The organism is Acidiphilium sp. PA (assembly GCF_026191915.1).
In the GTDB taxonomy this organism is placed as follows: Bacteria; Pseudomonadota; Alphaproteobacteria; order Acetobacterales; family Acetobacteraceae; genus Acidiphilium.
Map to the genome: position 1 here is coordinate 345170 of NZ_JAIMBY010000002.1, position 17499 is coordinate 362668.

A 17499-nucleotide genomic window follows, 5' to 3' on the forward strand; every position below is an offset into this window, starting at 1 on the left:
CGATGATGAAACCCCGGCCGCGCCCTGCGGCCGGGGTTTTTCATGCGTGGGCTGCCTGAAAGCGCCGGTGGTGGTGTCGATCCGCTTGAACAACTTCAAGTTGAACATTACGATTGATTCCCAGAGGCGTCAGGAGTCACCATGAGTTCGACCTTGCAGATCATTGGGCCGGCTGCGATCGATCTGATCGAGGGGACGACGCTTTCCAGTCTCGATCTGCTGCCGCCGGGCGGGCTTGCGGTGAGCGATAGCAATGCCGCCGCCTCGATCAGCGTGACGTTGAGCAGCGGCCTTGGTCTTTCGGCGAGTAGCGCGGGCGGGGCGACCGTGATCGATGCCGGTGGGGCGCTGACGCTGAGCGGCGGGCTGGCGGCGGTCAATGCGGCGCTGGCGAGCCTGATTTTGGCCGGCACGGCGGCGGGGGCGGCGACGCTCGCGATGACCGCGAGCGACGGCACGGTGAGCGCGAGCACGGTGATTGCCGTGGAGACGCTGCCGGACAGCGCACCGGCGTTTGTTTCACCCGCCGCGAGTCTCGCGCTGGTGGCGGGGGTTGGCGCGTCGCTCGGGCTGACATTGGCGGATGATCCGGCCGTGGCGCTGGGTTTGCTGGGCGCGGCGCCCGAGGAGTTGAGCGTGACGCTGCTGGCCTCGTCCGGCGTGTTGCTGCTCGACCCCGGCGTGGCGCCGGGGATCGGGATTGCCGGCGATGCGACCGGGGCTTTGACGCTGTCGGCCACGAGCACCGAGTTCGCCAGCCTGGATGCGGCGCTGGCGGCGGTCAGGCTCGATGCCGGGTCGGGCGGATCGTTGCTGTATATCGCGAGCCAGACCAGCGGGCCGCTGGCGCTGACCGATACTTCCGGCAGTCTGACCTATACGACGACCGGCACGATCGGGGCGAGCGCCGAGAGTTGGGCGGGGCAATCGATCGGGTGGCAGACGGCGGCGGCGTGGTCGGGCGATGCGACGCCGGGGCTGGGGACGAATGTGACGATCGGCGGCACCGCGACGGTGTTGGGGTTTGGCGTGGCCGCCAGCCTGAGCATCGCACAGGGCGCGGTGGTGGATATCGAGGCGCAGATTGGCGTTGCGGCGGCGACGCTGGGCAGCGCGAGCACGCTGACGCTGGGCAGTGCCGCGGTTTCGGTTGCGGGCAGTCTGGTGCTCGATGCTGCGACGGTTGCGATCGGCGCGGCGGGAAGCCTGGCGGCGGGTGCCGTTTCGATCGGGTCGGCGGGGGCGCTGATCGATTTCGGCACGGCGGTGTTGGGCGGCATGGCGGTGGATGGGGCGGCGTTGCTGCCGGGCGGCGCGCTGCTGGAGGGGCCGATCGCCCTGGGGTCGGGCGGGTTGATCGATTTCGCGGGCAGTTTGCAGGCGGATGACGCGGCGCCATCGGTCGGGTTGACGGCGATTACGCTGGCGGCCGGGGCGACGATTGCCGGAGCGGGGACGCTGATTGCCGGCAATTTCAGTTTTTCGGACAATATCGCCGGGCCGGGGACGATCGTTGCGAGTGGTCCGGCGGCGTTCGAGGTGCTGGCCGGCAGTATCGGCGGCGGCGTGAATTTCGTGATCGATCCGGGGGCGTCGCTCGAATTCGGGGCGGTGGCGCCGTTGTATGGCGTGTTCAACGCGACGCCGGAGACGGTGGGCGGCGATGCGACGATCAGCTTCGCGCCCGGGGCCTCGGCCGGGCAGGATGCGACCGGGTATGCGAGCACGCTGGGCGAGCAGGGCGGCGTGCTGGTGATCGATAATCCCGAGAGTTTTGCAGGCACCATTCTGGGATTTCTGCCGGGCGAGCGGATCGTGCTCTCGACCTTGTCGCCCGCCTCGGTGTTCAACGTCACTGCCAATTCCTTCGAGGTCGAGGGGTCGGTGATCGGCAATGCGACGCAGAGCATGATCGTGACGATACACGCCAGCCTGGCCGCCGGGCTGACGCCGGTGATCGAGACCGATGCGGCGGGGAATGCGGTGATCGGGCTGCGTGCGGCCAGTGCGGTGCTGGATTTGAACGATACCGCCGCGAGTCTTGCCGTGATCGATGCGGTCAATGGGGCGAGTACGCCGATCGAGGGGTTGGGCGTGCTGGTGCCGAGCAATGGCTCGGCCGGGTTGGTGCTGACGATTTCGGCGAGCCACGGATTGATCGGCGATGGCGGCACGACGGGGAGCGCGTTGACGCTGAGTGCGGCGAGCGCGCTGGCGCTGAACACCGACATGGCGGCGCTGCGCTATACCGCGCCGGCGAGCGGCACCGGCGATGTGTTGAATTTTACCGGATCCGCCGGGCTGGTCGGGCTTTCGGCGGCGATCGCCATCGATATCGGTGCCGCGGCGACGCTGGGGTTTACCGGCGCGAGCGGTGCGTTGTTCGATGCGGGCAGCGCCTGGAACGGCGGGGTTGCGCCGGCGGTGGGGGATGTGGCGGCGTTTTCCAGCCATCAGGGCGCGCCGCTGCTGGTCGGTGGGGTTGGGGCGGCGAGCGAACTGTCGGTGCGCGGGGCGTATGATTTTGCCGGCGCGCTCGATCTTGCGGGCTCGGCGGGCAGTGCGCTCGCGATCGGCGGTGGTGGGTTTGCGTTGTTCGATGCCAATGCGGTGGTGACGCTGGGCGCTTCGGCGGTGATCGGCGATGCGGGTGGCGCGGGCACGCTGGGGATTGCCGGGACGGTGTATGCGGCGGCGGACACGTTCGTGGTGGGCGGCGTGGCGGGCGCGGCGGGCAGCGTGGTGGATATCACCGGCAATCTGCTACTGGCGCAGGCGCTGGATCTGGGGGGCGGTGCGGCCGCGACGCTCGATGTGACCGGCAATGCCGGGTTTGCCGCCACCACGCTGGGTGGCACCGGCGCGCTGGACAGCGGGGTGATCCGCGCGGGCGGTGCGGCGACGCTGGCGCTCGGGGCGCTGGATATCGTGGCGGGGACGCTGGCGCTCGATGGCGGTGCGACGGTCAGTGCGGCGGCGGTGACGCTGGGCAGCGGGTTGGTCAGCCTGGGCGGGCAGAGCGAGCTGGTTGCGAATTTCGGGCTCGATATCACTGGGGGGTCATTGGCGATCGGCGCGGCGGCGGTTGCGAGTCTGTCGCCGGGGACGCTGGTCATCGGCGCGTCCGGCGTGGTCGATCTGGCCGGGAGCCTGAGCGTGGGTGCGATCGGGCAGGCGGGGGCGGGGACGATTGCGGGCGGCAGGGCGGCGGTGAGCGGTGCGTTCAGCCTGGCTGGCGGTGCGGTGCTCGATTTGGCGGCGGCGACGCTGGCGGTGGGCAGCCTGACGGTTGCGAGCGGGGCGACGCTGAGCGGGAGCGGGGCGATCGGCGCGGCGGTTGCCGGGGTCGATCTGATCACGATCGATGCGGGCGGGGTGATCGAGGCGGTTGGGGGCAGTCTGACGCTGGGTGGCGCGCTGGTGGGCGGGGCAACCATCGCGGCGGGGGCGGCGCTCGATCTGGCGGGTGGCGCGAGCGGCGGCACGCTGAGTTTTGCGGGCGGCAGCCTGGCGGGAAGCGACGCGATGCTGGTGGTGAACAATGTCACCACGATGCAGGATGCGGTGGCGAATTTCGCGAGCGGCGATGTGATCGATCTGGTCGGGGTCGCGCCGTCGCTGGTGAGTGTTACGAGCGGGTTGGTGCATGTCGGGACGCAGACCGAGTTCGCGCTGACGGCGGCGAGCGGTGCGCCGGCGGCGGCGGTGGCGGCGGACTCGCATGGCGGCACCTACGTCAGCGCTGGCGGGCCGATGCCGTGTTTTGTGCGCGGCGCCCGGATCTTGACCGGGACGGGGTATCGCCCGGTGGAGACGCTGCGCCCGGGCGACCGGGTGGTGACGCGGGACGGCGGGGCGCGGGCGATCGGGTGGATCGGGTGGCGGACGATCGATCTGGCCCGCGATCCTGCGGCGGCGGCGCTGCGCCCGGTGGTGATCGCGCCGGGGGCGTTTGGGCCGGGGCGGCCGGGACGGGCGCTGGCGATCTCGCCGCTGCACGCGATTTTCGTGCATGGTGTGCTGGTGCCGGCGGTTCTGCTGGTCAATGGCGCGACCATCACCCGCGATGAGCGGGCATTTGCGGTGACGTATTATCACGTCGAGCTCGATCGGCATGCGGTCGTGCTGGCCGAGGGGTTGGAGGCCGAGACCTATCGGGACAACGGGAATCGGGACCGGTTTCTGGCGCAATGCGGTACGCCGGGCTCACCTGTGGATGCGTGCGCGCCGCTCGTGGTGGGTGGGGCGTCGCTGCGGGAGGTGCGGGCGGATCTGCATCGCCGGGCGGGCGCGCTGGGGTATCGGGTGGTGCATGGCGCGGTTGCGGCGGTGCGGATCGAAGGGGTGGCGGCGCCGGTGCGGGCGCGGCGGCATGGTGGGCGGCTGATGTTCGATCTGCCGGTCAGGGCACGGCATGTGGCGCTGGATTGCCGGAGCGGGATGGCGGCGGAGACCGATCCGGCTTCGGAGGATCGGCGGCGGCTGGGGATCTGCGCCGGGACGCTGCGGGCGGATGGGCGGCGGGTTGCGGTGTGGCACGGCGGCGGATGGCATCCGCTCGCGCCGGGGGATCGGGGGTTGTGGAGCACGGGGCGGGCGATGGTGCATCTACCGCGGCCGGCACAGCGGATCAGCATCGATCTGCTCGGCAGTGTGCCGCGGTGGGAGCGCGATCCGGCGTTTCTGGAGGGCGGGTTCCCGGGGAAGGAAAGGGCTTCTTTTTTGTAAAAGAGAAGCAAAAAACTTTCTGACTCTGGGGCACGGGCGTTTTCACCGGCACGGGCCCAAATCAACAAAGTTTTTTTTGCTTCTTTTTTTTCAAAAAAAAAGAAGACCTTGCTTCAACTTGTCTGTGCCTTATGGCGAGGAAGCCCCGCGCTTGTTTCGCGCCGGCGAGCGTGTATCTGGAAGCGATGACATCAAAGCTGACGCGCCGGAATTTGCAGATTGCCATTGCCGTTGCGGGGATCGTACCGGTGGGGGCGGGGTTGGGCGGGATTTTGCTGGGCACGAATTTTGCGGGTGATCCGCAATCGCTACCGGATCTGACCAGCATGTATGTGTATCTTTCGGGCTTGCTGCTCGCGATCGGGCTGATTTTCTATGCCAGTATTCCACATATCGAGCGCCACACCGCGCGGGTGCGGTTGTTGACGCTGATTGTGGTGATCGGCGGGCTGGCGCGGTTGGCCGGGATTTTTCTGCATGGGATTCCGGGGGCTTCGATGTTTTTCGGCCTGTTCATGGAATTGATCGTGACGCCGTTTCTGTGCTGGTGGCAGTCGCGGATTGCGGTTTCGGGGTTGCGTTCGCCCGCGTGATTTCAGGGACTGGCGCGGGTGGAGCGGGTGATATTTGACATTAGGGCGCGGTTTGCCTAACCACCGGCGCATTGCTGGGAACGTGGACGCATCCCCCATTTCGGTGGCGGTCGGTGTGCGCCCGTTTTGTCGCGCTTGCGGGCGGGGCGGAACCTACCGGTGCAACATGAGGCGACATTTCGCCCGATAACGAAGGAGTACGGCGCGCATGACCAAGCGTACCGAAAGCAAATACAAGATCAATCGCCGGCTCGGGGTGAACCTGTGGGGCCGAGCGAAATCGCCGATCAACAAGCGCGACTACGGTCCCGGCCAGCATGGCCAGCGGCGCAAGAAGCCGTCGGATTTCGGCGTGCAGCTGATGGCCAAGCAGAAACTGCGTGGCTATTACGGCAATATCGGCGAGAAGCAGTTCTATAAATATTACGAGGAGGCGGTGCGCCGCCGGGGCGACACCTCGGAGAATCTGATCGAATTGCTGGAGCGCCGCCTCGATGCGGTGATCTATCGTATGAAATTCGCGATCACGCCGTTCGCGGCACGCCAGTTCGTGAGCCATGGCCATGTGCTGGTCAACGGCAAGCGGGTGAACATCGCTTCGTACCAGGTGCGCGACGACGACACGATCGAGGTGCGCGAGAAATCGAAGCAGCTCGCCGTGGTACTCGATGCGACGCAGAGTGCCGAGCGCGATGTGCCGGAATACATGGAAGTCGATCATCGCGCGATGAAGGGGCGGTTTACCCGCGCGCCGAAGCTGGCCGATGTGCCCTATCCGGTGCAGATGGAGCCGAATCTGGTGGTCGAATTCTACTCGCGTTGATCTGAGATCATCGGTTGGGGAAAACCGGCTTTACGCTTTTGCGTAAAGCCGGTTTTTTATTGGCTGGGCCGTGGGGCCCGGGGTTAAATTCGGCTCATGGTGCCGATTGGGCATTGTCTGGTGCGGATGATCCGGCACAATGCGGCGATCGACATTGATTTTGGTGCAGGGAGATCAGGCATGACCCGTTCGACGATCGCAAGGCCGCTGCGCGCCATGATGGTGCTGGCCGCGGGGCTCGTTATGGCCAGCGCGCTTTCGGGGTGCATTGTGCTTGGCGGCGGTTCGCCGCCTTCGAAGACCTATATCGTGGTGCCGCCGGGGTCATCCGCGCCGAATGCACCGCCGGCGAGCCAGTAAGGTTCAGCCGGGCGGGGGAAACGCCTGCGTGCGGACGTCCTCCGCGTAGCGGCCGATGGCGTCACGCATCAGGCTCGCACCATCGAGGTAGGTGCGGGCGAAGCCGGGCACGTAGCCGCCGGACAGGCCCAGCACGTCGTGCAGGACCAGGATCTGGGCATCGGTGCCAGGGCCGGCGCCGATGCCGATGGTGGGCACCGTGAGGGTTCTGGTGATTTCGGTGGCGAGCGGGGCGGGAATCGCTTCCATGAGCACCATGCGGGCGCCGGCTTCGGCCAGCGCCTGGGCATCGGCCAGCAGGAGCGCCGCGGCGTCGGCGGTTTTGCCCTGTTTTTTAAAGCCGCCGAGTTGGCGGACATGCTGGGGCGTGAGGCCGATATGGGCGCAGACCGGGATGGCGCGGGCCGAGAGGAAGGCGACGGTTTCGACCATCGGCGCGCCGCCTTCGAGCTTGATGATGTCCGCCCCGGCCTTGACCAGCAGGGCGGCGCTGGCGAAGGCCTGGGCGGGGCTGGCTTCGAAGCTGCCGAACGGCAGATCGGCCATAATCAGGCAGGCGGGGGCGGCACGGGCGACCATTTCGGTGTGGTAGAGCATGTGCTCGAGGCTGACGCGCAGCGTATCGCGCCCGCCCTGGACGGTCATGCCGAGCGAATCGCCGATCAGGATACCATCGATGCCGGCCTGTTCCGCGAGCCGGGCGAAGGGGTGATCGTAGGCGGTGATCAGGACGCGTTTGGTCTGGCTGCGCTTGGCGCGATCCCAGCTGGTGAGCGATTTGCGGTCCGGCGCTGGTTCGGCGCGGGGCGGGATACTGTCCATGGGTTTGGCTTCCTCGTCTCGGCTCCGGTCTGAGCTTAGCCCACCGGCGCGGGTTCCGCGATGAGCGTTTCGGCATCGGCCGTGATCTGGCGGAGCGTGCCGTTGCCGACGTCGAAATAGAACCCCAGCAGTTTGAGGGTGCCGGCGTCGGAGGCGGCGGCGATCCATGGAAAGCTCATGAGGTTTTCGAGCGAGACGCGCACGCTTTCGATCTCGGCGCGGTGCTGTGCCTGGATCGGGTCGTCGGCGAGCAGCATGGCGCGCTGGCGGGCGGGCTGGGCGATGCGGACCCAGTTGGCGACGAAATCGCGCGCTTCGGGCGGCGGATCGTTCATCAGGGCGTGGATGCCGCCGCAGGCGCTGTGGCCGACCACGGCGATGCGCCGGACTTTCAGGACGCGGACCGCGAACTCGAGGGCTGCGGACGTGCCATGGTTCGCCATGTCCGGCGCGTAGGGCGGCACCAGATTGGCGATGTTGCGGACGACGAACATGTCGCCGGGCCGGGAATTGAAGATCATTTCGAGCGGCACGCGGGAATCGCAGCAGCCGATGGCCATTGTGTGCGGCTGCTGGCCGTTGCGCGCCAGGGCTTCGAGCGCTTCGCGCTGCTGCGGCCATTGCGCGGCGCGGAACCGCTGGTAGCCGGCGATCAGTTCATCCATGGGTTTTCCTCCGGGTCGATCAGGGCATGGTAGCAATGCTGTTGCACTGCGGCAAACTAGGCGTGGGCGTGGGAAAGGGAGGCAAGGAGAGTCTTCTTTTTTGTGAACAAAAAAGAAGCAAAAAAACTTTGTTAATCAGGGCTCCAGCCGGTTTTAGCGCCCGTGCTCCAGGGGCGGAAAGTTTTTTGCTTCTTTTTTACAAAAAAGAAGCGCTGCGCTTTGCTTTCGCTGCCCATTTCCATGGCATAATCCGCCCTTGCGGTTGGGCCGATGCGGCGCTTATCATCGGCGCTTAACGATAGGTGTGTGAATGCCCGACTCAATTGTTGATACGCTGACCGCGAAAATGACCGCCTGGCGGCACCATTTGCATCAGAATCCGGAATTGTCGCTCCACGAGGCAAAGACGGCGGCTTTTGTGTGTGAGACGCTGACCGCGCTTGGCATCGGGTTCGAATCCGGCATCGGCGGGCATGGCGTGGTCGCGACGATCCGGCGGGGTGGTAACCGCAGCGTGGGGTTGCGGGCGGATATGGATGCGCTGCCGATCGTCGAGGCGACCGGATTGCCCTATGCCTCGCACACGCCCGGGGTGATGCACGCCTGCGGGCATGATGGTCATACCGCGTCATTGCTGGGTGCGGCGATGATGTTGCGCGATGACCCTGACTGGTCCGGCACGGTGCACTTCGTGTTTCAGCCGGCCGAGGAAGGATTTGGCGGCGCGCGGGCGATGCTCGCGGATGGTATGCTGCGCCGGTTTCCGATGGAACGGATCTTCGGGTATCACAATTGGCCGGGTCTGGAGGCCGGGACCGTGATGATCCCCGATGGGCCGATGATGGCACAGGGCGAGCGGCTGGGAATTACGATCCATGGCCATGCCGGGCACGCGGCCATGCCGCATCTGACCGCGGACCCGGTGCTGGCGGCGGGGCATGTGATCGTGGCGCTGCAATCGGTCGTGTCGCGCAACGTCAATCCGCTGGAAGCGGCGGTGGTTTCGATCTGCGTGATGCAGGGGGCGGAGGCGGAGAATCAGATTCCCGATGTGGTGACGCTGCGCGGGACGTTTCGGGCGTTGATCCCGGACGTTTTCGACCTCGTGGCCGGGCGGATCCGGGACGTGGCGACCCATACCGCGGCGGCGCTGGGGTGCCGGGCCGAGGTGGTGTTCGAGCGGACCGTGGCGGCGACCATCAATCACCGCGACGAGGCCGAACTGGCGCGGGCGGCGGCGGGCGGCATCGGGCTGCCGGTGCGCCAGGATCTGCCGCCGACCATGGCGAGCGAGGATTTCGGCTGGTTTTTGCGGGAAATTCCCGGTGCCTACGCGTGGATCGGCAATGGGCCGGCGGCGGAGGGCGCGTTTCTGCATAACCAGTTCTATAATTTCAATGACGCGATCCTGCCGGTGGCCGCGCGCTATCTGGTGGCGACAGCCAAGGCGGCGCTGGGCGGATGAGTGCGGCGGCGTGGTCGGCGCCGATCGCCACGGCTGAGCGGCAGGCGATGGCGCGGGCGATGGCTTGTCTCGTGGCGCCCGGGGAGCCGGCGGCGAGCGATCCGGCCGCTTTGGTTGAGGTGGCATGCCGCGATCGGGTGGGGCTGGTGAGCGTCACCTGGCCGGGGGTTGCGGCCCCGCTATGGGTGCGGGCCGGGACGGCCGATGCGGGCGAGCTGATTGGCGCGATGCGGGATACCGCGGCGTCGCTGGCGTTGCCGTTCGCGCCGCGCCGGATCATCGAGATCGGCGCGGGGGCAGGGTATCGGACGGTGGCGCTGGCCGTGGCGTTTACCGGGGCGACGATTGCGAGCGTCGAGCCGGTTCCGGCCGAGGCACGGCTGCATGCGTTGAATACGCTGGCATGGCGGCAGATTATCGGGATGCGGGCGGCGATTGCGGAGTCTGTGACGCGCTTCGGGTTGGGCCGCGTGGCGGAAACGGGGCGGACGGTGCTGTTGCCCTCGGCGGATGGGCCGATCGGGGGGATGCCGCTGGCGGCGGTGATGCAGCAGCTGGGCTGGGAGGGGGTCGATCTGCTCGTCGTCGATCCCGGAGCGTACCCCGATCTGGCACGGGCGGGCACGGCGGTGGCGCGGGCGCGGGTGGTGGCGGTGCGGCGGCCCGGGCCCGATCTGAGTGAGGCGTTGGCCGCGACCCATGCGCGGGAGACATCGGGCGATTGGGATTTGTACGCGAGGCGCGCGGGCGCGGTGGCGGGCGCGCCGATGCGGCGGGATTTCGTGTTCGATGTCGCCGGTGCGGCGGCGGTGTGCCGTCGGGTGGATGTGATGGACGCGCCCTGGGCGTATTTCCCGATCGGCGATACCGGGTTCCGGTTGCATCCGAACCCCGCAGGGACGCCGGCTGCACGATTGATTGTGCAGCATTTTATGGCGGGACGGCCGGCGTTCGAGGTGCGGGTGCGGCTCAATCACGCGGCGGCGAACCGGGTGCGGTTTGGCGTGGTGATCCGCGCGGCGGAGACCGGGCGGGTGGTGCATCGGGCGGAGCTTGTGCTGGGTGCGGCGGAAGCGCGGTTGTGGCGGTTCGATGTGCCGCTGTTTTTCGGCGAGGCTGCCATCGAGTTTGCGACCGAAATGGCTGACGGTGGCAGCAACGGCCATGCCTGGGCCGAATTCCTCGACCCGGTCTTTTCCGAATGAAGGTTTTTTTGGTTCTTTTTTACCGAAAAGAACTCTTCCTTAACCGTTAGACTGTATCCGCGATGGAATGGTCAGACCCCGCAATCATCCTGAGCCTGGCGCCGTATGGGGAGGGTGATCAACGCGCGATCGTGCTGACCGAGGCGAACGGCGCATGGCATGGGCTGGCGCGGGGCGGTGCTTCGCGCAGGGGGGCGCCGGTCTGGCAGGAGGGCAATCTGATCGCGGCGCGGTGGGTGGCGCGGCTGCCGGAGCAGCTGGGCACGCTGAGCGCGGAGCTGGTGCATCCCGCGGCGGCGTTGGCAATGAACGACGCGATGGCTCTGGCGGTGCTGCGCGCGGCCTGCGCCGTGGCGGCGGGGGCATTGCCGGAGCGTGCGGCGCATCCGGCCGCGTTTCTCGGGCTCGCGCGGTTGATGGGCGGCATCGGCATTGCCGGGGCGGCGCTGCCGGCTTTGGTGCGATTCGAGGTGGAACTGCTCCGGGAGCTCGGCTATGGGCTTGATTTTACGGCATGTGCGGTGAGCGGGGCGCACGAGGATCTGGCCTATGTTTCACCGCGGACCGGACGCGCCGTCTCGCGGGCGGCCGCCGGGGTGTGGGCGGAGCGGTTGTTGCGTCTGCCGGGGTTTCTGGTTGGCGATGAGGTGGCAGATCTGCCGGCGTGCCGCGATGGATTGGCGCTGACCGGGCATTTTCTGGCGCGCGATGCGTTTGGCGCGCGGCATGCGCCGCTTCCCTCCGCGCGGGTCGCCCTCTATGACCTCGTGACACGACGGATGAACGGAGAGACACATGCCGGATGATTTGACCGGAACCATTCAGGACACGCCGCTGGCGACGGCGCTGTCGGAACGGTATCTGGCCTATGCGCTCTCGACCATTATGTCACGCTCGCTGCCGGATGTGCGCGACGGGCTGAAGCCGGTGCATCGGCGGCTGATTTTCGCGATGCGGCAACTGAAGTTGGACCCGGGATCGGGCTTCAAGAAATGTGCCCGTGTGGTGGGCGATGTGATGGGCAAGTTCCATCCGCATGGCGATATGTCGATCTATGAGGCGCTGGTGCGGTTGGCTCAGGATTTCTCTTCGCGCTATCCGCTGATCGAGGGGCAGGGCAATTTCGGCAATATCGACGGCGATAACGCGGCGGCGATGCGCTACACCGAAAGCCGGATGACCGAGATCGCCGCCGCGCTGCTCGACGGCATCGATGAGGACACGGTCGACTTCCGGCCGACCTACGACAATGAGGATTCCGAGCCGATCGTGCTGCCCGGCGCGTTTCCGAACCTGCTCGCCAATGGCGCGGCGGGGATTGCGGTGGGGATGGCGACGTCGATTCCGCCGCATAATGCCGGGGAGTTGTGCGAGGCGGCGATCTATCTGATCCGCAATCCGGGGAGTGAGACGGCGAAACTGCTCGATTTCGTGCGCGGGCCGGATTTTCCGACCGGGGGGGAACTGGTCGAGGACCGGGAGACGCTGCGGCTGGCGTATGAGACCGGGCGCGGCTCGCTGCGGGTGCGGGCGCGGTGGAGCCGATCCGACCTCAAAGGTGGGATGTGGCAGATCGTGGTCACTGAAATTCCGTATCAGGTGCAGAAATCGCGCCTGATCGAGCAGGTGGCGGAATTGCTGGCCGAGAAGAAACTGCCGCTGCTGGGCGATATTCGCGACGAAAGCACCGAGCATGTGCGGATCGTGCTGGAGCCGAAATCGCGCACCGTCGATCCTGATATGCTGATGGCGAGCGTGTTTCGCGCAACTGCGCTCGAGACGCGGTTTTCGATGAACATGAACGTGCTGGATGCCGACCGCACGCCGCGGGTGATGAACCTCGCCGAGATGCTGCAGGCATGGCTCGATCATCGCCATGTCGTGCTGCAGCGGCGCTCGCGCCACCGGCTGGCGGCGATTGCGCGGCGGCTTGAGATTCTGGACGGTTATATCACCGCGTTTCTCAATCTGGACGAGGTGATCCGGATCATCCGCACCGAGGATGAGCCCAAACCCGCGCTGATCGCGGCGTTTGCGCTGACCGATGTGCAGGCGGAGGCGGTTTTGAACATGCGGCTGCGCAGCCTGCGCAAGCTCGAGGAGATGGAGTTGCGCCGCGAGCACAAGGCGCTGAGTGCCGAGCAGAAGGCGCTGAATGCGATGCTCGACGATCCTGCGAAACGCTGGGCGCGGATCGAGGCGGAGATCGACGCGACGCGGCAGAAATTCGGTGCCGGACCGCTCGGGGCGCGGCGAACCAGCATTGGCGGAGCTCCGAACGTGATCGAGGTTTCGGCGGAGGCGTTCATCGAGCGCGAGCCGCTGACCGTGATTTTGTCGGACAAGGGCTGGGTGCGGGCGCTGAAGGGCCATGCGGTGGCCGATGCGGATTTGAAATTCAAGGAAGGGGATCGGCTCAAGACGCTGCTACGCTGTTCCAGCGTGGACCGGATTGCGGTGTTTGCGACCAATGGCAGGGTCTATACCGTGCGGGCGGCGGATCTGCCGCGCGGGCGGGGCGACGGCCAGGCAATTCGCCTGTTGATTGAACTCGGCAATGAGGACGATGTGGCGAGCCTGTTCGTGGCGGATGGCGCGGCGCGTTACCTGGTTGCGAACAACCAGGGGCGCGGATTTATCGTCCCCGGCAGCGAACTGGTCGCCGAGAAGCGCACCGGCAAGCAGATTTTGACGGTCAAGCCAGGCGAGGCGGCGAAATTCTGTCTGCCGGTTGGCGGGGATCATCTGGCGGTGATCGGTGAGAACCGGAAACTGCTGGTGTTTCCGCTGGACCAAATTCCCGAAATGGCGCGCGGCGCCGGGGTGATTCTGCAGAAATACAAGGATGGCGGGCTGGCGGATGCCAAGAGTTTCACGCTGGCCGAGGGGCTGACCTGGCGGCTGGGTGACAAGACCCGCACGGAGACCCGGCTGGCCGAGTGGCTGGGCGCGCGCGGCCAGACCGGGCGGTTGCCGCCAAGCGGCTTTCCGCGCACGGGCGTGTTTGGCGCGAGCGTGCCGGGCGATGGGGCAGGGTAGCGCCGCGATTGCGGCGGCCGACCGGGCGGGTCTGCCGGCTCTAGGTGGGCTTTCGCTGAATTTTCGGGCGGTTTCGTTGCTCGAAGGGGTGCGCGCGGCGATCGCGGTGGCGGGTACCATGGCGGTTGGCTCGCTGCTCGGGCTGCCGCAACTGGGGTTGGCGGCGCTGGGCGCGTTGCTCGCCTGTTTTGCCGACCCCGGCGGGCCAGTGCGCGCGCGCCTGCCGCCGATGCTGGTGTTCGGCGTACTGGGGGCGCTGTGTTTTTCGATATTCGGGCTGATCCTGGCGCGCAGCCCGGCGTTTGCGATCCTGGCGGCCGGGGTGACGATTTTTGCGTGCAGTTTCGCCCGGATTTATGGCCAGAGCGGGCTGCAGACCGGCAATCTGGTATCGGTCGCGACTGTGTTGTCGCTCGATGCGCCGATCCGATCGGTCATGGCGGCGATCCCGCCAGGTCTGGCGTTCTGGGCCGGTGCGGCGGGTGCGGCGCTGCTGACGCTGGCGTTATGGCGGATCCGCCCGTTTCATCCGGTGCGGATGGCGCTGGCGGATCTGGCCCTCGCGCTTTCGGCGCTGGCGCGGGATCTGGTGGATCTCGCCAATGAACCCAGGCCGGATGAGGATGGGTTCGATCTGCACGCGCGCGGTCATCGACGGGCGGTGCGCGAGGCGATCGAACGGGCGCGGGAGGTGATGCTCGCGACGATCAGGCGGCGCGGGGCGGCGAGCCGGCGCGCGAATGCGATCGCGCTGCGGCTGGCGACATTCGATCAGATGTTCGGTGCGATGATCGCGGTGGGCGAGGCAATGGCGGCCGACCCCGCGGGCGCGCCGGCATCGCGCCAGGCACTGCGTGATCTGGCACCGTTGCTGGCGGCGCTGGCACCGGCGATCGAGGCGGATCGTTCGCTCGATACCGCGCCGATCCGGGAGGCTTTGCGGCGGTTGCGCGATGATATCGGCGCGATCAGTGAGGAGGCGCCGATCCGCCGGTTGCTTGATGCCGTGGCGGATCGGCTTTCGGTGGTCGTGACGGTATCGAACGCGCCGGGACCCTCGCCGGTGGCGGATGGCACGGCGATCGACTGGCGGGGGATGATCTTTGGACCGATCCGCGCCAACTGGACGCTGGAATCGGTGCCGCTACGCCACGCGCTGCGGACTGCGATCGTGACCACGCCGGTGCTGGGGTTCGTGCAATGGCTGGGCAACCCGTTCGGGCACTGGCTGGCGATTACCGTGATCTTCGTGCTGCAGCCGCATTTTTCGGCGACCTGGGTGCGCGCGCTGGAACGCGTGGGCGGTACCGCGGCGGGCGGGGTGCTGGCGGCGTTGATCGGGCTCGTCTGTCATACCAGGCTGGAACTGGCTTTGGCGATGATCCCGCTCGCTCTGGTGGCGTTTGCGATCCGGGGGGTGAATTTCAGCGCCTACACCGCGGTGCTGACGCCGATGATCGTGCTGCTGATCGAACAGATCTCGCCGGGGGTGAACCAATGGACCGTTGCCCTGTCGCGGGTGGGCTTTACCCTCGGCGGCGGTGTGCTGGCGGTGGCGGCGAACCTCGTCTTATGGCCGAGTTTCGAAGGAAACCGGCTTGGCGCGGCGCGGGATGCGGCGATTGCGGCGCATCGGGATTATCTGGCCGCGAGTTTTGCCTATCTGCTCGATGGCGGGCCGCTGCCAGAGGCGGCGCGCCGGCAGGCGGGGCTGGCCAGCAATAATCTGGAAGCCTCGGTTTCGCGCGCGCTGATGGAACCGCACCGGGGGCATGACCCGCTGCTGCGCTCGGCGCTGGTGGTCGATGCGGCGCTGCGGCGGACCGCGGGGCGGCTCGCGGTGCTCAACCTCGATCCGCTGCCGGATGCCGACGAGGTGGCGGCGTGGCGACGCTGGCGTGACTGGTTGGATGCCGCCTTGGACCCGGCGCGCGGGCCGGCACCACCGACGCCGCGCGCCGTGCGGCGGCCGGCATCGGCCGAGAGTTTGCGCCGGCTGGCGCGGCAGGCGGAACTGGTGTTCCAGGCGATCAAACCGGAGGCGTCGGATGAGCGGGCATGAGGCGAAACCGTCACGTATGGTATCGATCATCGAGGCGCTGCTGTTCGGCGGGCGGTGGCTGCTGGCACCGCTGTATCTGGCGATGGTCGTGCTGCTCGGATTGCTGGTGGTGCGGTTCATCATCGAGATTGTACACGCCGCGCCGAAACTGCCGACCATGGATGAAACCCATGTCATCATGACGACGCTGTCGCTGATCGATCTGTCGCTGACGGCCAATCTGGTCGTGCTGGTCATTCTGACCGGCTATGAGAATTTCGTGGCGCGGATCACGCTGGCCGAGGGTGACCGGCGGCCGGAATGGATGGGCAACATCGATTTTTCCGGCCTGAAACTCAAATTGATGGGATCGATCACCGCCATCGCCGCCGTGCATGTGCTGCGAGTGTTTCTGGAAGTGCGGACCGAGCCGGATCGGGTGGTGATGTATCAGGGCGGGCTGATGATTGCTTTCGTGATCACCGGGCTGCTGTTGGCGCTGACCGATCGCATCGCCGGTCATGGATAGGCGACCAGGCGCTCCACGAAACGGGTGAACAGATCGGGGTCGGCGTGGAAGACCTTCGGCTCGACCTCCGTGATGCCCTCTGTCAGGTAGGCGATGCCCTGGCCGCGCAGCGCGGCTATGGCGGATTGGTCCGGCGCGGGAAAGCGGATCATGCCGGAGACGGCACCGCGGGGAGCGAACAGGGCGTTGTGCATGCCCGAACCGGCCTGACCGAGAATGATTTTCGCCTGCGCGAAGAGCCCGACCTGCTCGGCAAACGATAGGCGCTCGGGCTGGATGATGCGAAAGCCGAACCGCGCCGCGGCGATGTCGGCCAGTGCTGCCTCGTTCGCGAGACGCCGGCGCGGTGCCGCCGGATTGGCGAAATCGCCGCGGGCGACGAACAAACGCGGCACGGGTTCCCCCGGCTGCTGGCCGACGCGGGCGGCGAACGCATCGATCAGCGGCGATACCAGCGGATGATACCCCTCCGCCCGCGTCAGCAAGGGCAGGAGCAGCGCCTGATCGAGGTCGAGCCGCTCGTGCGCGGAATCGAACCAGATGGCGCGGGCCGGATCGATGCCGCAATGACGCTCAAGAATGTCGATCAGCCAGCTGGACATCTGACGGTCCAGCACCGGCAGGGCCATGCCGAACAAGGCGGGAAATCGCTCGGCCAGCAACAGCTTCGGCAGCATCTCGATCAGGAAATGGCCGTAGACCCGCACACCCCAGCCATGAAACACCAGCCCGAGCCGCCGTTCACGCCGCGCCGGCAACGCCAGCGCCGCCGGCAGCATCGTGGACCCCGGACGCTCCACTTCGGGGCGCACATAAATCGGCATCATCGTGTTGTCATCGAGCAGCCGATCACCCGACCACATCAGGCCCGATGCGCCCAAGGTCGCCGGTATCGGCCCCAGCATCGCCAGATCGAACGGCGCCGGCACCGGACTCTCGATATGGTAGCGCCGGTAATAATCCGCGATGAAGGTAGCGTCCCCGATCGCCACGGCCGGCAAAGCTGCCGGCGCACGCGCCGCCGCCAGGCGCACCCGACCGACGCCGGACGCTAGGAGCATGTGACGCCGGAGGACGGGGGCCTGCGCCTGGTAGAAGAAGGCCAAGGGGCTCTGCCCCCTGGACCCCTGCTAAGGGCGGAGCCCTTAGAACCCGCTAGCTTTAGGAATGGGGAGGGCGGTCGCGGGATTGGGCGCGGCGATTGCCGGGACGCCCTCCCCATTCCTAAA

Annotated in this window: 14 protein-coding genes; 11 read left to right on the plus strand and 3 right to left on the minus strand. The window is 67.1% G+C overall.

Going from position 1 to position 17499, the window contains the following annotated elements; translation table 11 throughout:
* The first annotated feature begins 141 nt into the window (after window positions 1–141).
* The 4 genes from AruPA_RS05215 (at window position 142) to AruPA_RS05230 (ending at window position 6504) form a co-directional block, all read left to right on the plus strand.
* On the plus strand, window positions 142–4728 hold the full coding sequence (locus AruPA_RS05215; RefSeq protein ID WP_265635584.1) for a Hint domain-containing protein: 4587 nt from the start codon (window positions 142–144) through the stop codon (window positions 4726–4728).
* 131 nt (window positions 4729–4859) lie between these two features.
* Entirely contained in the window at window positions 4860–5321 is a 462-nt protein-coding gene (locus tag AruPA_RS05220) for a DUF4345 domain-containing protein (RefSeq protein ID WP_265635585.1), read from the plus strand.
* Window positions 5322–5529: 208 nt separating this feature from the next.
* Complete coding sequence (rpsD, locus tag AruPA_RS05225; RefSeq protein WP_029311030.1) at window positions 5530–6144, plus strand: 30S ribosomal protein S4; 615 nt, start codon at window positions 5530–5532, stop codon at window positions 6142–6144.
* Between the two features lie 180 nt (window positions 6145–6324).
* Entirely contained in the window at window positions 6325–6504 is a 180-nt protein-coding gene (locus AruPA_RS05230; RefSeq protein WP_265635586.1) for a hypothetical protein, read from the plus strand.
* A 3-nt stretch (window positions 6505–6507) separates the two neighbouring features.
* Here the strand turns inward: AruPA_RS05230 and panB are convergent, their stop codons facing one another.
* Together panB and AruPA_RS05240 are read right to left on the minus strand one after the other, a co-directional pair.
* Window positions 6508–7326 (minus strand): 3-methyl-2-oxobutanoate hydroxymethyltransferase, encoded by an 819-nt coding sequence (gene panB / locus AruPA_RS05235; protein ID WP_265635587.1) that lies wholly within the window; start codon window positions 7324–7326, stop codon window positions 6508–6510.
* A gap of 35 nt (window positions 7327–7361) precedes the next feature.
* A complete protein-coding gene (locus AruPA_RS05240) occupies window positions 7362–7991 on the minus strand; it encodes a carbonic anhydrase (protein ID WP_265635588.1) in 630 nt (209 codons plus the stop codon).
* A gap of 26 nt (window positions 7992–8017) precedes the next feature.
* On the opposite strand from AruPA_RS05240, the gene AruPA_RS05245 reads away from it, so the two are divergent.
* From AruPA_RS05245 to AruPA_RS05275, 7 genes are all read left to right on the plus strand, one after another.
* On the plus strand, window positions 8018–8287 hold the full coding sequence (locus AruPA_RS05245) for a hypothetical protein (RefSeq protein WP_265635589.1): 270 nt from the start codon (window positions 8018–8020) through the stop codon (window positions 8285–8287).
* Between the two features lie 14 nt (window positions 8288–8301).
* Window positions 8302–9456 carry an amidohydrolase gene (locus AruPA_RS05250; RefSeq protein WP_265635590.1) on the plus strand — a complete coding sequence of 385 codons (1155 nt, stop codon included), beginning with the start codon at window positions 8302–8304 and terminating at the stop codon, window positions 9454–9456.
* Window positions 9453–10661 (plus strand): hypothetical protein, encoded by a 1209-nt coding sequence (locus AruPA_RS05255; protein WP_265635591.1) that lies wholly within the window; start codon window positions 9453–9455, stop codon window positions 10659–10661. The genes AruPA_RS05250 and AruPA_RS05255 overlap by 4 nt, the downstream gene beginning before the upstream one ends.
* Before the next feature lie 62 nt (window positions 10662–10723).
* Entirely contained in the window at window positions 10724–11467 is a 744-nt protein-coding gene (gene recO / locus AruPA_RS05260; RefSeq protein ID WP_265635592.1) for a DNA repair protein RecO, read from the plus strand.
* The gene (gene parC, locus AruPA_RS05265) at window positions 11457–13700 is read left to right on the plus strand and encodes a DNA topoisomerase IV subunit A (protein ID WP_265635593.1); all 2244 of its coding nucleotides are present in this window, start codon (window positions 11457–11459) and stop codon (window positions 13698–13700) included. The genes recO and parC overlap by 11 nt, the downstream gene beginning before the upstream one ends.
* Window positions 13687–15762, plus strand: coding sequence for an FUSC family protein (locus AruPA_RS05270; protein WP_265635594.1), 2076 nt, complete (start codon window positions 13687–13689; stop codon window positions 15760–15762). Before parC ends, AruPA_RS05270 begins: the two co-directional genes overlap by 14 nt.
* Window positions 15749–16270, plus strand: a complete 522-nt coding sequence (locus tag AruPA_RS05275) for a TIGR00645 family protein (protein WP_265635595.1) — start codon at window positions 15749–15751, stop codon at window positions 16268–16270. Before AruPA_RS05270 ends, AruPA_RS05275 begins: the two co-directional genes overlap by 14 nt.
* Here the strand turns inward: AruPA_RS05275 and AruPA_RS05280 are convergent.
* A complete protein-coding gene (locus AruPA_RS05280; RefSeq protein ID WP_265635596.1) occupies window positions 16261–17331 on the minus strand; it encodes a DUF563 domain-containing protein in 1071 nt (356 codons plus the stop codon). The two genes, AruPA_RS05275 and AruPA_RS05280, sit on opposite strands and share 10 nt — an antisense overlap.
* Between the last annotated feature and the right edge of the window lie 168 nt (window positions 17332–17499).

Coding starts and splice junctions, on each gene's coding strand:
- AruPA_RS05215 (WP_265635584.1), top strand. CDS start 142: ATGAGTTCGACCTTGCAGATCATTGGGCCGGCTGCGATCGATCTGATC.
- AruPA_RS05220 (WP_265635585.1), top strand. CDS start 4,860: ATGGCGAGGAAGCCCCGCGCTTGTTTCGCGCCGGCGAGCGTGTATCTG.
- rpsD (WP_029311030.1), top strand. CDS start 5,530: ATGACCAAGCGTACCGAAAGCAAATACAAGATCAATCGCCGGCTCGGG.
- AruPA_RS05230 (WP_265635586.1), top strand. CDS start 6,325: ATGACCCGTTCGACGATCGCAAGGCCGCTGCGCGCCATGATGGTGCTG.
- panB (WP_265635587.1), bottom strand. CDS start 7,326: ATGGACAGTATCCCGCCCCGCGCCGAACCAGCGCCGGACCGCAAATCG.
- AruPA_RS05240 (WP_265635588.1), bottom strand. CDS start 7,991: ATGGATGAACTGATCGCCGGCTACCAGCGGTTCCGCGCCGCGCAATGG.
- AruPA_RS05245 (WP_265635589.1), top strand. CDS start 8,018: ATGGTAGCAATGCTGTTGCACTGCGGCAAACTAGGCGTGGGCGTGGGA.
- AruPA_RS05250 (WP_265635590.1), top strand. CDS start 8,302: ATGCCCGACTCAATTGTTGATACGCTGACCGCGAAAATGACCGCCTGG.
- AruPA_RS05255 (WP_265635591.1), top strand. CDS start 9,453: ATGAGTGCGGCGGCGTGGTCGGCGCCGATCGCCACGGCTGAGCGGCAG.
- recO (WP_265635592.1), top strand. CDS start 10,724: ATGGAATGGTCAGACCCCGCAATCATCCTGAGCCTGGCGCCGTATGGG.
- parC (WP_265635593.1), top strand. CDS start 11,457: ATGCCGGATGATTTGACCGGAACCATTCAGGACACGCCGCTGGCGACG.
- AruPA_RS05270 (WP_265635594.1), top strand. CDS start 13,687: ATGGGGCAGGGTAGCGCCGCGATTGCGGCGGCCGACCGGGCGGGTCTG.
- AruPA_RS05275 (WP_265635595.1), top strand. CDS start 15,749: ATGAGCGGGCATGAGGCGAAACCGTCACGTATGGTATCGATCATCGAG.
- AruPA_RS05280 (WP_265635596.1), bottom strand. CDS start 17,331: ATGCTCCTAGCGTCCGGCGTCGGTCGGGTGCGCCTGGCGGCGGCGCGT.